We start from the raw sequence: 16,106 nt of genomic DNA on the forward strand, positions 1-16,106 counted from the left end.
CCGTCCTTCGTCCCACGTCCACCGGAGCCAGGCATGACCCTCCCCACCACCCACGTCAGCTTCCCGGCCGGGGCGGTGACCGGCGAGTCCCCGGTGCTCGCGGTGCACCCGCTGGCCGACGGCCGGTACGCCGTCGTGACCGCGGCGACCCCGTTCCACCCGCTCGACCACACCTGGCCCGACCAGCCCGCCGACCTCGGCACCCTCACCGTGGACGGCACCGAGCTGTCCGTCGTCGACTGCCTGACCGGCGCCGTCGGCCCGGAGGACGACGCGCTGCTGGTCGGCGCCGACATCCCGGTCCGGCGCGGCGACGAGGAGTGGTCCTGGCTGGTGCTGCACGTCCTGGACACCGACCCCGGGGACGTCGTCGGCCGCACCGCCGTGCTCGCCGTCGACGCCGACCGCCGGGGCGCCCTCAGCGCCTCGCACAGCGGCTGCCACCTGCTCGCCCTCGCCCTCAACGCCGCGCTCGCCCCGCGCTGGCGCAAGGACCCGGGCCGCTCGGACGCCTTCGGCAACCCGGACTTCGACAGCCTCGCCATGGCGAGCTCGGTGATGGACACCGAGGCCAGCACCGACACCTACCGGCTCGGCAAGTCGCTCAAGAAGAAGGGCTTCACGGCGGACGCCACCGAGGAGTTCCCCGCCCTGGCCGACGCCCTGCCCGCCCTCACCGAGGACGTCAACGCGCGGCTCGCCGCCTGGGTGGCCGCCGACGCCCCAGTCCGCATCGAGGTGCCCGGCCCGGAGCTCACCGCCCGCCGCCAGTGGCACTGCGAGCTGCCCGAGGGCGGCGCGCAGATCTTCTGCGGCGGCACCCACCTGCACCACCTCGGCGAGCTGGCCGAGCTGCGCACCGAGCTGCGGCTGTCCGAGGACGGCACCGAGCTGGTCGCCGTCACCCGTCCCAAGCGGGCCTGAGGAACGCCGCGGGCGGCCACCCCCGTGGTGGGGGTGGCCGCCCGTCCGCATGCGCTCTGTCCGGTGCCCGTCGTCCGCTGTGCGCTGTGCGCTGTCCGTTGCCCGGTGTCCGGGGGTGCCCGCTGCGGCGATCAGACCTGGCTGCGGTGGAAGTTCAGGTACGAGCGGGACGGCGTCGGGCCGCGCTGGCCCTGGTAGCGCGAGCCGTAGCGCTCCGACCCGTACGGGTGCTCCGACGGCGAGGAGAGGCGGAACAGGCAGAGCTGCCCGATCTTCATGCCCGGGTACAGCTTGATCGGCAGCGTCGCGACGTTCGACAGCTCCAGCGTCACGTGGCCGCTGAAGCCGGGGTCGATGAAGCCCGCCGTGGAGTGGGTGAGCAGGCCCAGTCGGCCCAGGCTCGACTTGCCCTCCAGCCGGGAGGCCACGTCCTCGGGCAGCGTGATGACCTCGTACGTCGAGGCCAGCACGAACTCGCCGGGGTGCAGGATGAACGCCTCGTCGCCCTCCGGCTCGACGAGCCGGGTGAGGTCCGGCTGCTCCTCGGAGGGGTCGATGTGCGGGTACTTGTGGTTCTCGAACACGCGGAAGAAGCGGTCGAGGCGCACGTCGATACTCGACGGCTGGATCATCGCCGGGTCGAACGGGTCGATGACGACCCGGCCCAGGTCGATTTCGGTCCGGATGTCCTTGTCAGAGAGCAGCACGCTTCGAGGTTACGTGCAAGAAAGGGCCCCGGACGAATCCGTCCGGGGCCCGTCCGCCCGTCCGCGTGCCGTCAGGCCAGGAACTCCGCGGCCTCCAGCCGCATCGCCCGCGCCAGTTGCGGCTCCGACAGCTCCCGCACGTCGGCCAGCACCGAACTCCGCAGCCGTCCGCACTGCGGACAGCGGATCAACCGCCCGGGGCCGAGCCGGCCCGGACCGAGGTTCTGCATCGGGAACGTGGTGGTGCTGAACAGGTGCCCCTCGGCACAACGAACGACGGCGCGCTGCTCCATCGATCCCCTTCCCATCCCTAACCCAGTACTCACCCGTACTCACACGCCCCGGCGACCCGAGCCCCGGGACAGCGTCACATTAGGGGATGTTCCGGACATTCCTCACCGTGGCTCGCCGCCGCGACCCCACCCGCCGGAGCACTCGTACGCGGCCCACACAGTACGCCCCCGCCCCCACCCCCACCCGGCTCCGCCGCGCACCCGAACCCCCTGTGCAACCACAGTCTCGGATGGGGTACAGTGGCACTGGATCGAGCGGTCTCTGACGGCTCATCAGGCGGGCGTAGTTTAATGGTAGAACATGAGCTTCCCAAGCTTAGAGCGCGAGTTCGATTCTCGTCGCCCGCTCCATATCGAAAGCCGCAGGTCTTCTGACCTGCGGCTTTCGTGTTGTCCGGGTCCCGCGGCGGGCCGTGGGCGCCCGGTTCAGCGGGTGGTGAGGGCTTCGAGGGTGGGGACGAGGGCGGCCGGGGTGGGGAGGGCGTCGTTCTCCGCCCGCACCCGCTGGGCGGCCTCGCGCAGGTCGGGGTCGGTGAGGAGGCGGGTGAGCAGGGCGGTGTCCACGGCGTCCGAGGTGGAGCTCAGGGCGGCGCCGCTCGCCGTCATGGCCTCGGCGTTGGCGAAGTGGTCCGCGCCCTGGGGGAGGAGCAGCTGGGGCAGGCCGGCCTGGAGGGCGGTGAGCATGGTGCCGGAGCCGCCGTGGTGGACCAAGGCGTCGGCGCGGCCGAGCAGTTCGTTGAGCGGCACCCAGGGCAGCCCGCGGACGTTGGCGGGCAGGGTGCCGAGCGGGGCGAGGTCGGCGCCGCCGACGGCCAGCAGGAAGTCCGCGTCGACCTCGGCGGCCGCCTCGACCAGGCGTACCACCGCCCGGACGCCGTCGAGCTCGGCGAGGACGGTGCCCAGGGTGACGACGACCCGCGGCCGGTCGGCGGGGCGGAGGAACTCGGTCGGGACGACGCCGCCGCCGTTGTAGGGGACGTAGCGCATCGGCAGGCCGTCCGGGTCGCCGCCGAGCGGGCCGAGGTTGAGCGCGGCGGTGGTGGCCGGGCCGGTCAGGCCGTGCCGCTCGTAGAGGTCGGTGACGTACCCGGCGAGCCGGTCGACCATCGGGAGGCCGGCGCTGACCCCGAAGTTGTGGACCACCGAGGGGATCTTGAGCAGGCCCGCGACCAGCGGCGGAGCGGCGTGGAAGGAGTCGTGGACGATCAGGTCGGCGCCCCAGCCGGTGGCGGCCGCCAGCAGGTCGTCGACGGCGGGACGGGAGGCGTGCGCGAAGATCGCGGCCGCCCTGTCGAAGATCTCCTCCTGCGACTTGTCCTCGGCGACGTACTCGATCTTGCCGCCCTGGTGCTCCTCGAACATCTCCCGCAGGCCGCGTCCGTCGCCGATCTCGACGACCGGGAAGCCGGCGCTGCGGAGCTGGTCGAGCGGCTGCCCGCAGGCGAACAGGACCTCGTGCCCGGCGGCGCGCAGCGCCTGGGCGGTCGGCACCATGGGGAAGAGGTGGCCGGCCGCGGCGGGGCCGGTGAAGAGTATGCGCATGGGGTCTGCTCCTTGCCGGTGACACTGACAAGGCAGTCTCACCTCGGAAGTTGACGTGCAGTCAATTCGACGGGGATCACCATGCGCGGTAATCGGCCTTTTTGATCAGGGGCTTGTCATCGGGGCGGCGGTCTGCTCGAAAGATCCGTCCGCCGCCCCGCCCCGGTGGGCTTCACGCGGCGTCGAGGAACTCCCGGACGGTCTTGGTGAACGCCTCGGTCTCCTCGGCGAGGACGACGTGGCCGGTGTCGAACTCGGCGTAGACGCTGCCCGGGAGTGCCGCGTGCAGGCGCCGGGCGTTGCGCACCGGGACGGTGGCGTCCTGGGTGCAGCCGATCACCAGGGCCGGGGCCTGGACGCGGGGGAGCAGCGGGGTGAGGTCGAGGTCGAGGTCGAGGGCGATGTGCCGCAGGGTGCCGGGAGTTGGCCGCATGTAGGCGGTGTTGGCCTCGACGGCGGCCCGGCCGATCCGGTCGAGGAAGCCGCTGCTGAAGGCGGTGAGGGTGGCGTAGCCGCCGAAGGCGCTCGGGTGGTCGGCGAGGGAGAGCCAGGTGGCCATGGACAGGCGCAGGTACTCGTCCTGCTCGGCGCTGATCCAGCCGGCGGCCGCGACCAGGCGGCGGACCTGGTCGGGGCGCCGGGCGGCGGCCGCGGTGGCGACGACGGCACCGAGCGAGAAGCCGACGACGTCGGCGGGGCCGCGGCCGGCGTCGTCGATCACGGCGTTGACCTGGGTGGCGAGGGTCTCCAGGGTGAGCGGGCCGCCGTCGTCCTCGGCGGCTTCGCTGCCGGAGAGGTCGGGCAACAGCACGGTGTAACGGTCGGTGAAGGAGTCGAGCAGCCCGTCCCACATGCCGGAGCCGGGGCCGGTGCCGTGGACCAGGACGAGGGTGTCGGGGCCGTCGCCGACGACGCGGTAGGGGATGCGGGCGGTGCCGACGGTGATGGTGGGCATGACGGTGTCCTTCCGGAGGTCTCGGTGCCGCGGGTTCGGCGGGCTGTTCCCGTCGGCGGCACGAGAAGTAAACTACACAGTGCAGAGCAATGATTCAACTGCACCGTGCGGTGCAATTCGAGGAGTGACGAGCCTGCGGTGGAACTGCCCGCACCCGTCCGCCGTCCACGCAGTGACGGGATGTCAGCCCGGGTTGAACGCCGGGAGGAGTGCGGAGGGCCCTGTGCGGTCAGGTGGTGCCGAACTCGACGTCGGAGGCCCGGGCGGCGGCTGTTCCGGCGGTGGGAGCCCGGGCGGGGTGCCGGTCGCGGCCGCGCTGCGGTGGACGGGGCGGGAGCCGGAGCCGGCGATCGATCAACTCGCCGCCGCCGAGCGCTGCGAGACGTTGCTCCGGGACACCGTGGACGCCATCGATCCGGCGCCGGCCTGGCAGGAGGCGGCACCCCGGGCGGGCGCGCGGCTGCCGCGGCCGGGGGGTGGCTCGGGGGTGCTCTGGTACGTCACCCGGGGGCGCCACATCCTCACCGTCGTCTCGCTGCCCCGGCGGGTGGTGCTGGCGGGTGTCGTGGAACGGCACTGGCGGCGGCTCGGTGGGACGATCGCCGCGCTGAACACCGATCCGGACCGGCCCGGGGTCGCGGCGACCACCCGGGACGGCTACCGACTGGCGCTGCGCTTCGGGGAGTCGGGCGAGGCCGGGCTGACCGCGCGTTCGCCCGGGGTGGCCCGTTCGGAGCGGATCCCGGTGCCACCGGCGGTCGGTGTCCGCGCGCCGGCGCCGCTGCCGTACGTGTGCTGCCCGTACTGGAGCGCGTGGGCGTAGCCGACGGTCGGCGCGGCTGGGAGGAAGCGGCGGGAGCGGCGGGAGCGGCGGGGACCGGGGGAGGCGTGGAGCGAGTCCCCCCGGACCCGCTCCACGCCGCCTCGTCGCGCGGCTTCGGCGTCGCCGCTCCCCCCGACACCCCGGCAGCCTCGCCGTTCCCCCCTGGCGCTGCCCTCCGGCGAGAGCGGTCCGCACAGGCCCCGGCGAGTCCCCACCCCCGGGGACGTCGTTGACCTCACGCTAACAAACCGCGTGGTTGGTTTGTCAATAGTGGGATCCACGAAACATCCACATTGTGGGGGGCCGCCCCGGAGTGCCTCGACAGGCGCTGGACCAGGCAGTTGTGGGTCCTTCGGGGCGTCGACCGCCGGACGCGTACACCGGGGAGGACCCGCGCGCCGTTCACGCGCCGGCCTGGAACCCGACATTCCGAGCATCATGGCAGCACGCAGTGACACCGCGCGAGCGCCCAGTGCAGCCGGGGCGGCCGGAGCGCGCGGCGGGCTCAGCGCAGCAGCCGGCGCTCCTTCGCCACCGCCACCGCGCCCGCGCGGGTGTCCACGCCCAACTTGCCGTAGATCCGGCCCAGATGCGTCTTCACCGTGGCCTCGCTGATGAACAGCGCCCGCGCGATCTCCCGGTTGCCCAGCCCCTGCGCCAGCTGTTCCAGGATGTCCGACTCGCGCTCGGTGAGCTGGGGCGCGGGCGCCCGCATCTGCGCCATCACGCGGGAGGCGACGGGCGGGGAGAGCACCGTCCGGCCGTGCGCGGCCGCGTGCACGGCGGCGAACAGCTCCTCCGGCCGTTCGGCCTTCAGGAGGTAGCCGGTGGCGCCGGCGGCGATCGCCCGGGTGATGTCGGCGTCGGTGTCGTACGTGGTGAGCACCAGCACGTGCGGCCCGCCCGGGGCGGCGGTGATCCGCCGGGTGGCCTCCACGCCGTCGATGCCCTGGCCGAGTTGGAGGTCCATCAGCACCACCTGAGGCGCCAGCCGGGCGGCGAGCGCGACCGCCTCCTCCCCGGTGCTGGCCTCGCCGACCACCTCGATGTCGCCGGCGCTGGCCAGCAGCGCCAACAGGCCGGCCCGGACCACCGCGTGGTCGTCGCAGACCAGCAGCCGGACGGGGGCGGTACGGGCCGGGGGCGTGGTCATCGGTGCTCCAGGGGGATCGCGGCGGAGACGACGGTGCCCTCGCCGGGGGCGCTCTCCACGGTCAGCGTGCCACCCAGCTGCCGCAGCCGGGCGCGCATCGCGGGCAGTCCGTACCCGCGCCCGCCCCCGGTGCCCGCGGCCGCCGGGTCGAACCCGAGCCCGTCGTCCGCGATGTCCAGGACGGCCTGGTCGCCGAGGAAGGAGAGGGTGATCGCGGCCGCCGACGCCCCGGCGTGCTCGCGGACGTTGGCCAGCGCGCCCTGGGCGATCCGCAGCAGCGCGGACTGCGTGGCGGCGGGCAGCGGAACGGGCACGCCGTCCAGATGGAAGCGGACCGGCAGCCCGCTCTCGGCGGACTCCCTCCCGGCCAAGGCCCGCAGCGCCCGGTCGAGCGTACGGCCGTCGGCGAGTTCGGCCGGCGCGAGGTCGTGGACGAAGCGGCGCGCCTCGGCCAGGTTCCGGGCCGCCACCTCGGCGGCGGTGCGGACGTGGGTACGGGCGGTGGCCGGATCGGCGTCCCAGGTGCGATCGGCGGCCTGCAGCAGCATCTGCTGGCTGGACAGGCCCTGCGCCAGGGTGTCGTGGATCTCCATCGCCAGCCGCTCGCGCTCGGCCAGGGTGCCCTCCCGCCGCTCGGTGGCGGCGAGTTCGCGCCGGGTCCGGACCAGGTCGGCGATCAGCGCGCGCTGCCGGGCCGCCTGCCGGGCCATGAAGAGGAAGACGCCGGTGGCGAGCGCGGCCACCGCGGGCGGCAGCAGGACGAGCGTGGCGTCCACGCCCCCGGGCAGCCGGACCTCGGCGATCACCACCAGCAGGGTCAGGGTGCCCACCAGGGGGATCGCCGCCTTCGCGGGCAGCGCCCGCAGCGCGGTGTAGATCAACGGAACGGCGCACCAGGCGAAGCTCGGTGCGAGCAGCACCAGCACCACCCAGAGCACGACCACCAGGGCGGGCGGCCACCGGCGGCCCCGGCCCGAGCCGGCCGGCCGGTGGTGGTCCAGCCAGGAGCCGGCCGGCTGGGCGACGGCCAGCGCGATGCTCAGCCCGATCACCCAGGGGGCCTGGGCGCTACCGGAGTGGTGGGAGAGGTAGCGGTTGAGCGAGGCGGCCAGCAGCACCACGAAGGCGGAGTCCAGCAGCAGCGCCAGCCGGCCCGCGTCCGGGTCCCCGGCGTCACGGGCGGCGGCCCCACCGGGTCCGGCGGCCCCGGGGAGGCCCGGACGGCCGGTGGCGGGGCGGGGGTGGGACACGGGTGGCTCCTGGTCGAACGGACGGCGGCGCGGGCTGCGGCGCGGGGCGACGCGTGCGGTGCTCGGCGCCGGGTGCGGCGCACGGCCGGCGGATCCGCACTGACCTGCGCCGATCCCTCGATGGTGACCCGTCCGGCCCCGTCCCGCATCAGCCGATCGGTTGACGCCGCCGTCCCCCATCGGGCCCGGACGCCCGCGCCGGACCGTCGATGTGGCGGACCCGCTCCCGGCCGGAGGATCGAACCACGCCGCCGGGCACCCCCGAGGCCCGGCGGCCCCCAATCCCCCGCACCGCCCCGCAGGACCGTCATTGAGGAGCTGGACCATGAAGAAGACCTCCGTGCGCACCCGGGTACTGACCGGGACCGTCGCCGCCGCCGCGCTCGCCGCCGCCACCGTGGGCGCCGTCTCCGCCAGCGCCGAGACCACCGAGACCCCGGCCGCCCCGGCCGCCTCCGCCGCGGTGAAGGCCGACACCCAGAACAAGAACCTCATCGAGAGCACCGGCCTGACCGTCGACGCCGCCACCCGGGCCGCCCAGGCGGCCCTGGACGCGGCGACCAAGGCCGGCCAGCACGTCTCGATCGCGGTCGTCGACCGGGACGGCGTCACCCGGGTGCTGCTGAAGGGCGACGGCGCCGGCCCGCAGTCCCCGCAGTCGGCGGAGCGCAAGGCCTTCACGGCCGTCTCCTGGAACGCGCCGACCTCGGAGCTGGCCAAGCGCCTGGCCCAGGCCCCGAACCTCAAGGACATCCCGGGCACGCTGTTCCTGGCCGGTGGCGCCCCGGTGCAGGCGAAGGGCGCTCCGGTCGCGGCGATCGGCGTCGCGGGCGCGCCCAGCGGCGACCTGGACGAGCAGTTCGCGCAGGCCGGCGTCGCCGCGCTGGCGAAGTGACACCGCCGCCCCGCCCGTCCGACCGGGTGGGCACCGGCGGCCCGGCCGGCAGCCGCTGACCGGGCCGCCGTTCCGGGGGCCTGTCCCGGGGTCCTGTCCCCGGGCGGGCCCGGCCGCTCTCGGCCCCCTCGGCTCGGGGCAGGGGCTCCGCGCCGCCCGTTTCCGGGACGAGGATCCAGTGACTCGTTCGGGTGAACGCCGGGAGGGTCGCCGCAGAACACGGGGTGACCCTTCGAAAAGCCGCTGCCGCTGTCAGTGCCGCGTGGCAGGCTTCCCGGTATGACGGCGTGGACCCTCAACGACATCGAACGTGCGATCCGCTCCTCCTGGGGTGTCGACACCTGTGCGCCCGAGGACCTGGCCCACTGGCGTCCCGACAATCCCGCCCGCGGCCAGTGCGGCGTGACGGCGATGGTGCTGCACGACCTGCTCGGCGGCGAACTGATGATGGGCGAGGTGTACGTCGACGGGGTCCGCACGGACCTCCACTGGTGGAACCGCTTCGCCACCGGCTTCGAGATCGACCTCACCCGCGAGCAGTTCGGGCCGGACGAACTGGTCGGCCCCGGTCGCCCGGTCGCCCGCCCGGCCCGCCCCGGCCGGCTGCAGGCCCAGTACGAGCTGCTGCGCAGCCGGGTGGTCGCCGAGCTGGAGCGCGGGGCCGCCGCCGCACACCGCAGCAGCAGGCCGGCCCCGGCCCGCGCCTGCGCCTGACCGCCGGGTCGGCGCGGCCGGCCCGGGCGGATTCCTGACGTACAGTCGGCCGCGAACCAACGGTGAGGTCGTCGGAGACGACGAGCGGACGACAGCGGACGACAACGGCGACGGGAGTGCGCGGATGGCCGGGACGACGGTCGGTTTCGTGGGGCTGGGCGCGATGGGTCGGGGCATGGCCGGCAGCCTGCTGCGGGCCGGTCACGCCGTACGGGTCTGGAACCGTTCGCCGGAACCGGTGGCCGCCCTGGTGGCCGACGGCGCGGAGGCGGCCGGCTCGCTCGCCGAGGTGTTCGCCGCCGACACGGTGGTCTCCATGCTCGCCAACGACGACGCGGTCGAGCGTCTGCTGCTCGACCCGGCCCTGCTGGCCGGTGCCGGGGCGACCCTGCACGTCAACATGGCCAGCGTCTCGCTCGCGCTCGCCGAGCGGGCCGAGGCGCTGCACGCCGAGCACGGCATCGGCTACGTCGCCGCGCCCGTCCTCGGCCGGCCGCCGGTGGCGGCGGCGGGCGAGCTGAACATCCTGGCCGCGGGCGCCGCCGACCTGCTGGCCCGGGCCGAGCCGCTGTTCGCCGCGATGGGGCAGCGTACCTGGTTCTTCGGCGAGAGCCCCCGGCAGGCCAACACCGCCAAGATCAGCACCAACTTCCTGCTGGCCTGCGCGATCGAGTCGATGGCCGAGGCCTGCAGCCTGGCCGACGCCAACGGCGTCCGGCCGACCGACCTGATCGAGATGCTGACCGGCACGCTCTTCCCCGGGCCGATCTACTCCGGCTACGGCGCCATGGTGGCCGAGCGCCGCTACGAGCCGGCCGGCTTCCGGCTGCCGCTCGGGCTCAAGGACGTCGGCCTCGCCCTGGAGGCGGGGGCCGCCCGGCACGTCCCGCTGCCGTTCGGCAGCATCCTGCGGGACGCCTTCCTGGACGCGCTGGCCCACGGCGACGGGGACAAGGACTGGGCGGCGGTCGCCGCCGTCGCCCGCCGCCGGGCCGGCCTGCCCGCCTGACCGCCGGCCGGGGTGCGGGCAGGGCGGAGGTGTGACCGGCGGGGGCGCGTGCGCGGGCGCGGGTGAAGGCGAGGGCGCCGGTACGGGCGCGGGCGCGGAATAACCGGCGCGTGACGACCGCTCGCACCTCCGTCCGTCGCACCCGACCGGGGGAGTATCGATGTCCGACCAGCCGTCCGACCAGCAGCCACGCCCCGAGGCGCCGCGCCGCTTCCTGTTCCTCGACGCCGGTGCCCGCCGCGACGGCAACTCCGCGCAACTCGCCCGGCTGGCCGCCGAGTCGAGCCTGCCGGCCGGCGCGGAGCAGCGCTGGCTGCGGCTGAGCGAGCACCCGCTGCCGCCCTTCCAGGACCTGCGGCACACCGGCGACGGCCGCTACCCCGAGCCGGTCGGCCACGAGCGGACCCTGCTGGACGCCACCCTGGCGGCCACCGACCTGGTCTTCGTCGCACCGCTGTACTGGTACTCGCTGCCGACCAGCGCCAAGCTCTACCTGGACCACTGGTCCGCGTGGCTCCGGGTGCCGGACGTGGACTTCCGGGCCGGCATGCGCGGCGGCACCGTCTGGGGCGTCACCGCCCTCGCGTCCGAGGACGACAAGGCCGAGCCGCTGATCGGCACCCTCCGGCTGACCGCCGAGTACATGGGGATGCGCTGGGGCGGCGCGCTGCTCGGCAACGGCACCCGCCCGGGCGACGTCCTGCGCGACGAGCGGGCGCTGATCGCCGCCAAGTCCTTCTTCGCCGACTGACAGCCCCCGGCGGTCCCCACGGCCCCGACGGTCCCCACGGCCCGCCGCCCCCGAGGGCCCCCGCGCCCCTACGGCCCCCGCCCCCGGCGGCGCCGGCGGCCCCCGGCTGCGGTACGGTCGTCCGGGCGTGTACCCGTCACCCCCGGTCATCTTTTGGCAAAGTGCAAAAGCCTTGCCGCCGGACGGAGTTGGACGAATCGGGCGGCCGGATGCCGCGTCGCGGCCCCAGAGCGGTACCCGCCTTCCGGACCGGCCCGGTCGTTCGGTACTCTCCGTCGCACTTTCAGCTTCGCGGGGGGACGCGGCGCCTGCGGCCGCCCCCTCGCGCCCGGGCCTCGCCCGGAAACGTCCGTGAGGTCTCCTTGTCCATTCGTCGCAGTCTTGCCCTCGCCGGCGCCGCCGCGCTCGCGTCCTCGCTCGTGCTGGCCGGCGCCCAGGGCGCCATGGCCGTCGGCACCACCGGCTCCCCGTCCGCCGCCGCACCGGCGGAGAAGGCCGGGCACCAGAGCCTCGACCTCTCGGTGCACGGCGTTCCCGGCACCTTCTTCGCCGGTGGTGACGCCCACGAGTTCACCTACCGGATCGACAACGCGACGAAGACCGATTTCGTCGCCTACCCGCTGCTGAAGTTCAAGAACAAGGCGGGCTCGCTCAAGGCGAAGGACCTCAAGCTCGAGTACCAGATGCCCGGCGGCACCTGGAAGACCGCCGTGGTCGCCCCCGGCGGCGGCGACGGCGACGACAGCGCCGTGCTGATGTTCCTCGGCGGGGTGACCGACAGCGGCGACGCCGCCGAGGACGCGCTGCTCTACCTCGCCCAGGGCAAGCACCTCGACATCAAGGTCCGTGCCTCTTTCACCAAGGACGCCCCGCTGGGCAAGGCCGGGGTCGTGCCGGTGGTCTTCTCCGCCGACGCCAACGACGAGCACGACAACGGCCACTTCAGCTGCGACGGGATCAAGGGCGCGGGCTTCACCATCAAGGCGGGCGGCGGCAAGCCGACCCCGACCCCCACCCCGACCAAGACCGGCAAGCCGAGCCCGACCGCGACGCCGACCACCACGGCGACGCCCACCGCGACCCCGACCGCGACGGCCACCGCCACCGCGACCCCGACCACCGAGCCGACCACCCCGGCGCCGACCACCTCGGCCACCGGCACCGCCTCGCCGTCCTCGTCCGCGACCACCGCCGCCCCGGCTCCGTCCGAGAGCACCGACGCCCCGCAGCCGATCGACTTCCCGGTGCAGCCCCCGAACGTCACCCCGCCGAAGATCACCCCGGCCGGTGTGAGCAAGGCCAAGACCACCGCCGCCAACGCGGACAAGTCCCTGGCCCAGACCGGTGGCGGCGACGACACCACCGCGATCGCGGCCGCCGGCGGCGCCGTCCTGCTGGCCGGTGTCGGCACCCTCGTGGTGCTGCGCCGCCGCAAGTCGGGCCAGCACAGCTGACCCGGAGGGTCGTTCCGGGGTTTCCCGGGCACTCCCGTGCCGCTCGCACCGTCCACCGGACGGCCACGCGGGCGGCACGGGCGGTACTCCTGCGTCACATAGGATGTCCGGCCGGAGGGGGGCGGAACCGGCGGGGAGAGGACAGGTGCGGGTAGCACGCACGGCACGGACCACCACGGATTACGAGGCGGCGACCGGACGCATCGCGGGGCTCCCGCTGCGCAGGCACCACGTCCTGCTGGTCGCCTGGACGGTGCTCTGGTTCCTCCTGGTCGAGCCGAGCGGCGGCTTCTCCTGGCACTACCTGCGCCAGGGCGAGCAGCTGCTCTTCAGCGGCCAGCCCGACGGCGGCCTGTCGCTCTACGCCCGCCACCCGGAGCTGCAGATCGGTCCGGTCAGTCTGGCCGCGGCCCGGCTCACCGCCCCGTTCTCGCCGCACACCGGCCAGCTGGTCGCCGAGGCGGCGAGCGCCGCGCTCGGTCTGGTGATGCTGGTGCTGGTCGGCCGCACCGCCGCCCTGTACTACCTCGGGACGGGCACCAACCACCGCCGGCTCCAGCAACGGCTGCTGATCGCCGGGCTGGCCTTCATCCCGATGTGGGTCGAGGTCTCGGTCCGCTTCGCGCACCTGGACGATGTCCTGGCGCTGTTCTTCACCACGCTCGCCGCGCACGCCCTGGCCCGCGGCAAGCCCACCCAGGTCGCGATCTTCCTGGCCCTGGCGGTCGACTCCAAGCCGTGGGCGATCGCCTTCGCCCCGCTGATCCTGGCCCTGCCCCGGCCCACCTGGCTGCGCACCGCGCTCTGGTTCGCGGCCCTGGTGGCCGTCGCCTGGCTGCCGTTCTACCTGGGCAACCTGGACACCATGGCGGCGGCCAAGTTCACCATCCCCAACCAGCCCGCCTCCGCGCTGCGCTGGTTCGGGGTCACCGACCCGGCCACCCCCTGGTGGGACCGCCCGACCCAGTTCGCGCTGGGCATCGGCCTCGGCTGCCTCGCGGTGTGGCGCGGCCGCTGGCCGGCCGTGGTGCTGCTCGGCGCGGACGCCCGGATCCTGCTCGACCCGAGCGTCTATACGTACTACACGGCCTCGATCCTGCTCGGCACCCTGCTCTGGGACGCGGTCGGGCAGAAGCGGCTCGTCCCGTGGTGGAGCTGGATCGCGCTGGCCGCGCTGTACGGCGGCACGCTGTTCCTGCCGTCCGACTCGGCCCGCGGCTTCGTCCGGCTGGCCTTCGTGGTGGTCTCCGCCGCCTACGTGCTGCTCTGGCCCACCCAGCAGCCGCGTCGGCCGCGGACCACCGCGCAGGGCGACGGCGGACGCCGGGCGGCCCGGCGGCGCGAGCGGGCCCTGGTCGGCGCCGACGCCTGAGGAGGCGCACGCTGGAGACCCCGGCATCGGCTCCACCCGGCGTCCGCTCCACCCGGCGTCCGCCGAGCCCGGGCCCCGCGCCCCGCGCCCCGGGCCCGGGAGGGCCCGGGAGTCCGGCGCACCGGGAAGCGGGCTTGACTCTCACGCGACGTGAGAGCCGAGGGTGGTGGTCAGCACCAGGGAGGAACTCCGATGACCGATGAGGGCTACTCGGTCGGCGCCGTGGCGAAGATCGCCAAGGTGACCGTCCGCACGCTGCACCACTACGACGAGATCGGCCTGCTCTCCCCGGCCGGCCGTACCCGCTCGGGCTACCGCCGGTACGCGGACTCCGATCTCGACCGGCTGCAGCAGATCCTCTTCTACCGCGAACTCGGATTCCCCCTGGAGGAGATCGCGGCGATCCTGGACGACCACTCGGTCAGTCCGAGCGAGCACCTCCGGCGGCAGCACCGGCTGCTGACCGACCGGATCAGGCACCTCCAGGACCTCGCCGCAGCCGTCGAACACGCCATGGAGGCACGGAGAATGGGAATCCAGCTGACCCCGGAGGAGAAGTTCGAGATCTTCGGCGAGGGCTACCAGGAGGACTGGGAGCGGGAGGCCGAGCAGCGCTGGGGCGACACTGCGGCCTGGGCCGAGTCCCAGCGCCGCACCGGCGGCTACTCCAAGGCCGACTGGCAGCGGATCCAGGCCGAGATGACCGAGCTCAACGCCGGCCTGGCCGAGGCGCTCACCGCCGGCGAGCCCGCCGACGGCACGGTCGCCATGGACCTCGCCGAGGCGCACCGGCAGCACATCTGCCGGAACTTCTACGACTGCACCTACACCATCCACCGCGGCCTGGGCTGCCTGTACGTCTCGGACCCGCGCTGGACCGACACGTACGAGAAGATCGCCCCCGGACTGGCGCAGTGGCTGCACGACGCCATCGTGGCCAACGCCGACCGGAACGAGCGGGCCTGAACGAGCGGGCCTGAACGGCGCTCACGCCCGAACGGCGCTCACGCCGGAACGCCGCTCACGCCGGAACGCTGCTCCCGGCTGGACGCCGCTCACGCCGGAGCAAACGCCCGAACGCCGCTCACGCCACCCCGCGCCCGAAGGAGCGCCGGTAGGCGGTCGGCGAGGTGCGCATCACCCGGCCGAAGTGGTGCCGGAAGGTCGCGGAGCTCTCGAAGCCGACCGCCGCGGCGATCTCCTCCACCGTCCCGTCCGGCGACTCCAGCAGCGGCAGACTGGCGGCGATGCGCTGGGTGACGACCCAGCGCATCGGGCTGGTCCCGTTGCGGGCGGTGAAGTGCCGCAGGTACGAGCGGTCCGACATCCGGGCGGCGCGGGCCAGCACCGGGACGGTCAGCGGGGACGACAGGTGGTCGAGCGCCCACTGCATGCTGCGGACGATCCCGTCGTCCTCCTCCTCGACCGGGCGGACGGCCGCCTCGATGAACTGGGCCTGCCCGCCGTCCCGGTGCGGCGCCACCACGAAGCGGCGTGCCACCGTGTTGGCGACCTTGGCGCCGTGGTCCCGGCGGACCAGGTGCAGGCAGAGGTCGATCCCGGCCGCGCTGCCCGCGCTGGTGAGCACGTCCCCGTTGTCCACGTACAGCACGTCCGGATTGACCCGCACCGCCGGGTGGCGTTGCTGGAGCAGCTCGGCGTACCGCCAGTGCGTGGTCGCCTCCCGGCCGTCCAGCAGCCCGGCGGCGGCCAGCGCGAAGGCGCCGGAGCAGATCGACACGATCCGGGCGCCGCGCTCGTGCGCCGTGCGCAGGGCCGCGACCAGCCCGGGGGAGATCCCGCCGCCGAAGGCGTTCGGCACCCCGGGGACGACCACGGTGTCGGCGGCGGCCAGCTCGTCCAGTCCGTGGCGGGCGGTCAGTGCGAAGCCGCCCACCGTGTCCAGTGCCGTCCCGGGCCGGTCGGCGCACACCTTCAGGCCGTACCAGGGCGTGGCCAGCAGGCCGGCCAGCTCGGGCCGGGCCAGCCCGAACACCTCCACCACGACGCCGAGTTCGAACGGCGCCATGCCCTCGAAGGCGTACACCGCGACGTCGTGGACGGGCTCCGGCCGCCGGCCGATGGCCACGGCCACCGGTCCGGGTGCCGTCCTCCGGGCGTCCTGCGCGCGGTGGCTCCCGGCGTCCTGCGCGCGGTGGCTCCCAGAGTCCTGCGCGCGGTGGCTCCCGGCGTGCTGCTCGGCCATGCGAACCCCCTGGTCACGGGTGGCGGAATCCCGGTGAGTGTAGCCCTCCCGGCCACCC

At 74.5% G+C, this 16,106-nt stretch carries 16 protein-coding genes and 1 tRNA gene; 10 read left to right on the forward strand and 7 right to left on the reverse strand.

The window, feature by feature from the left end:
- The first annotated feature begins 33 nt into the window (after positions 1-33).
- Positions 34-924 carry an alanyl-tRNA editing protein gene (locus ACZ6Y7_RS01930; protein WP_465755912.1) on the forward strand — a complete coding sequence of 297 codons (891 nt, stop codon included), beginning with the start codon at positions 34-36 and terminating at the stop codon, positions 922-924.
- 131 nt (positions 925-1,055) lie between these two features.
- Here the strand turns inward: ACZ6Y7_RS01930 and dcd are convergent, their stop codons facing one another.
- Together dcd and ACZ6Y7_RS01940 are read right to left on the reverse strand one after the other, a co-directional pair.
- On the reverse strand, positions 1,056-1,631 hold the full coding sequence (dcd, locus tag ACZ6Y7_RS01935) for a dCTP deaminase (protein ID WP_270145836.1): 576 nt from the start codon (positions 1,629-1,631) through the stop codon (positions 1,056-1,058).
- A 71-nt stretch (positions 1,632-1,702) separates the two neighbouring features.
- Positions 1,703-1,924: a hypothetical protein gene (locus ACZ6Y7_RS01940; RefSeq protein ID WP_174315667.1), complete on the reverse strand. Its 222-nt coding sequence runs from the start codon at positions 1,922-1,924 to the stop codon at positions 1,703-1,705.
- 277 nt (positions 1,925-2,201) lie between these two features.
- Between ACZ6Y7_RS01940 and ACZ6Y7_RS01945 the strand changes: the two genes are divergently transcribed.
- Positions 2,202-2,275: transfer RNA gene (locus tag ACZ6Y7_RS01945), tRNA-Gly, on the forward strand.
- A gap of 75 nt (positions 2,276-2,350) precedes the next feature.
- Here ACZ6Y7_RS01945 and ACZ6Y7_RS01950 read toward each other — a convergent pair.
- Together ACZ6Y7_RS01950 and ACZ6Y7_RS01955 are read right to left on the reverse strand one after the other, a co-directional pair.
- Positions 2,351-3,466 (reverse strand): nucleotide disphospho-sugar-binding domain-containing protein, encoded by a 1,116-nt coding sequence (locus ACZ6Y7_RS01950; protein WP_465755913.1) that lies wholly within the window; start codon positions 3,464-3,466, stop codon positions 2,351-2,353.
- Positions 3,467-3,638: 172 nt separating this feature from the next.
- Positions 3,639-4,421: an alpha/beta fold hydrolase gene (locus tag ACZ6Y7_RS01955; RefSeq protein WP_465755914.1), complete on the reverse strand. Its 783-nt coding sequence runs from the start codon at positions 4,419-4,421 to the stop codon at positions 3,639-3,641.
- A 223-nt stretch (positions 4,422-4,644) separates the two neighbouring features.
- Here ACZ6Y7_RS01955 and ACZ6Y7_RS01960 point away from each other — a divergent pair, with 223 nt between their 5' ends.
- Positions 4,645-5,244, forward strand: coding sequence for a hypothetical protein (locus tag ACZ6Y7_RS01960; RefSeq protein ID WP_465755915.1), 600 nt, complete (start codon positions 4,645-4,647; stop codon positions 5,242-5,244).
- A gap of 505 nt (positions 5,245-5,749) precedes the next feature.
- On the opposite strand, the gene ACZ6Y7_RS01965 is transcribed toward ACZ6Y7_RS01960, so the two are convergent.
- Together ACZ6Y7_RS01965 and ACZ6Y7_RS01970 are read right to left on the reverse strand one after the other, a co-directional pair.
- Positions 5,750-6,397: a response regulator gene (locus tag ACZ6Y7_RS01965; protein ID WP_465755916.1), complete on the reverse strand. Its 648-nt coding sequence runs from the start codon at positions 6,395-6,397 to the stop codon at positions 5,750-5,752.
- The gene (locus ACZ6Y7_RS01970) at positions 6,394-7,827 is read right to left on the reverse strand and encodes a sensor histidine kinase (protein WP_465755917.1); all 1,434 of its coding nucleotides are present in this window, start codon (positions 7,825-7,827) and stop codon (positions 6,394-6,396) included. Before ACZ6Y7_RS01970 ends, ACZ6Y7_RS01965 begins: the two co-directional genes overlap by 4 nt.
- Positions 7,828-7,972: 145 nt before the next feature.
- Here ACZ6Y7_RS01970 and ACZ6Y7_RS01975 point away from each other — a divergent pair, with 145 nt between their 5' ends.
- The 7 genes from ACZ6Y7_RS01975 (at position 7,973) to ACZ6Y7_RS02005 (ending at position 14,808) form a co-directional block, all read left to right on the forward strand.
- Positions 7,973-8,542: a GlcG/HbpS family heme-binding protein gene (locus ACZ6Y7_RS01975; protein ID WP_465755918.1), complete on the forward strand. Its 570-nt coding sequence runs from the start codon at positions 7,973-7,975 to the stop codon at positions 8,540-8,542.
- A gap of 279 nt (positions 8,543-8,821) precedes the next feature.
- On the forward strand, positions 8,822-9,256 hold the full coding sequence (locus ACZ6Y7_RS01980; RefSeq protein WP_402216297.1) for a YunG family protein: 435 nt from the start codon (positions 8,822-8,824) through the stop codon (positions 9,254-9,256).
- Between the two features lie 124 nt (positions 9,257-9,380).
- The gene (locus tag ACZ6Y7_RS01985) at positions 9,381-10,265 is read left to right on the forward strand and encodes an NAD(P)-dependent oxidoreductase (RefSeq protein WP_465755919.1); all 885 of its coding nucleotides are present in this window, start codon (positions 9,381-9,383) and stop codon (positions 10,263-10,265) included.
- A gap of 160 nt (positions 10,266-10,425) precedes the next feature.
- Positions 10,426-11,016 (forward strand): flavodoxin family protein, encoded by a 591-nt coding sequence (locus ACZ6Y7_RS01990; protein WP_465755920.1) that lies wholly within the window; start codon positions 10,426-10,428, stop codon positions 11,014-11,016.
- Positions 11,017-11,378: 362 nt separating this feature from the next.
- Positions 11,379-12,470 (forward strand): LPXTG cell wall anchor domain-containing protein, encoded by a 1,092-nt coding sequence (locus ACZ6Y7_RS01995; protein ID WP_465755921.1) that lies wholly within the window; start codon positions 11,379-11,381, stop codon positions 12,468-12,470.
- Positions 12,471-12,615: 145 nt separating this feature from the next.
- Positions 12,616-13,842 carry a hypothetical protein gene (locus ACZ6Y7_RS02000; protein ID WP_465755922.1) on the forward strand — a complete coding sequence of 409 codons (1,227 nt, stop codon included), beginning with the start codon at positions 12,616-12,618 and terminating at the stop codon, positions 13,840-13,842.
- Between the two features lie 192 nt (positions 13,843-14,034).
- Complete coding sequence (locus tag ACZ6Y7_RS02005; protein ID WP_465755923.1) at positions 14,035-14,808, forward strand: MerR family transcriptional regulator; 774 nt, start codon at positions 14,035-14,037, stop codon at positions 14,806-14,808.
- Positions 14,809-14,926: 118 nt separating this feature from the next.
- Here ACZ6Y7_RS02005 and ACZ6Y7_RS02010 read toward each other — a convergent pair whose 3' ends face one another.
- Positions 14,927-16,048 carry a helix-turn-helix domain-containing protein gene (locus ACZ6Y7_RS02010; RefSeq protein WP_465755924.1) on the reverse strand — a complete coding sequence of 374 codons (1,122 nt, stop codon included), beginning with the start codon at positions 16,046-16,048 and terminating at the stop codon, positions 14,927-14,929.
- Positions 16,049-16,106: the final 58 nt, after the last annotated feature.

It is taken from the genome of Kitasatospora sp. NPDC053308 (genome assembly GCF_055585785.1).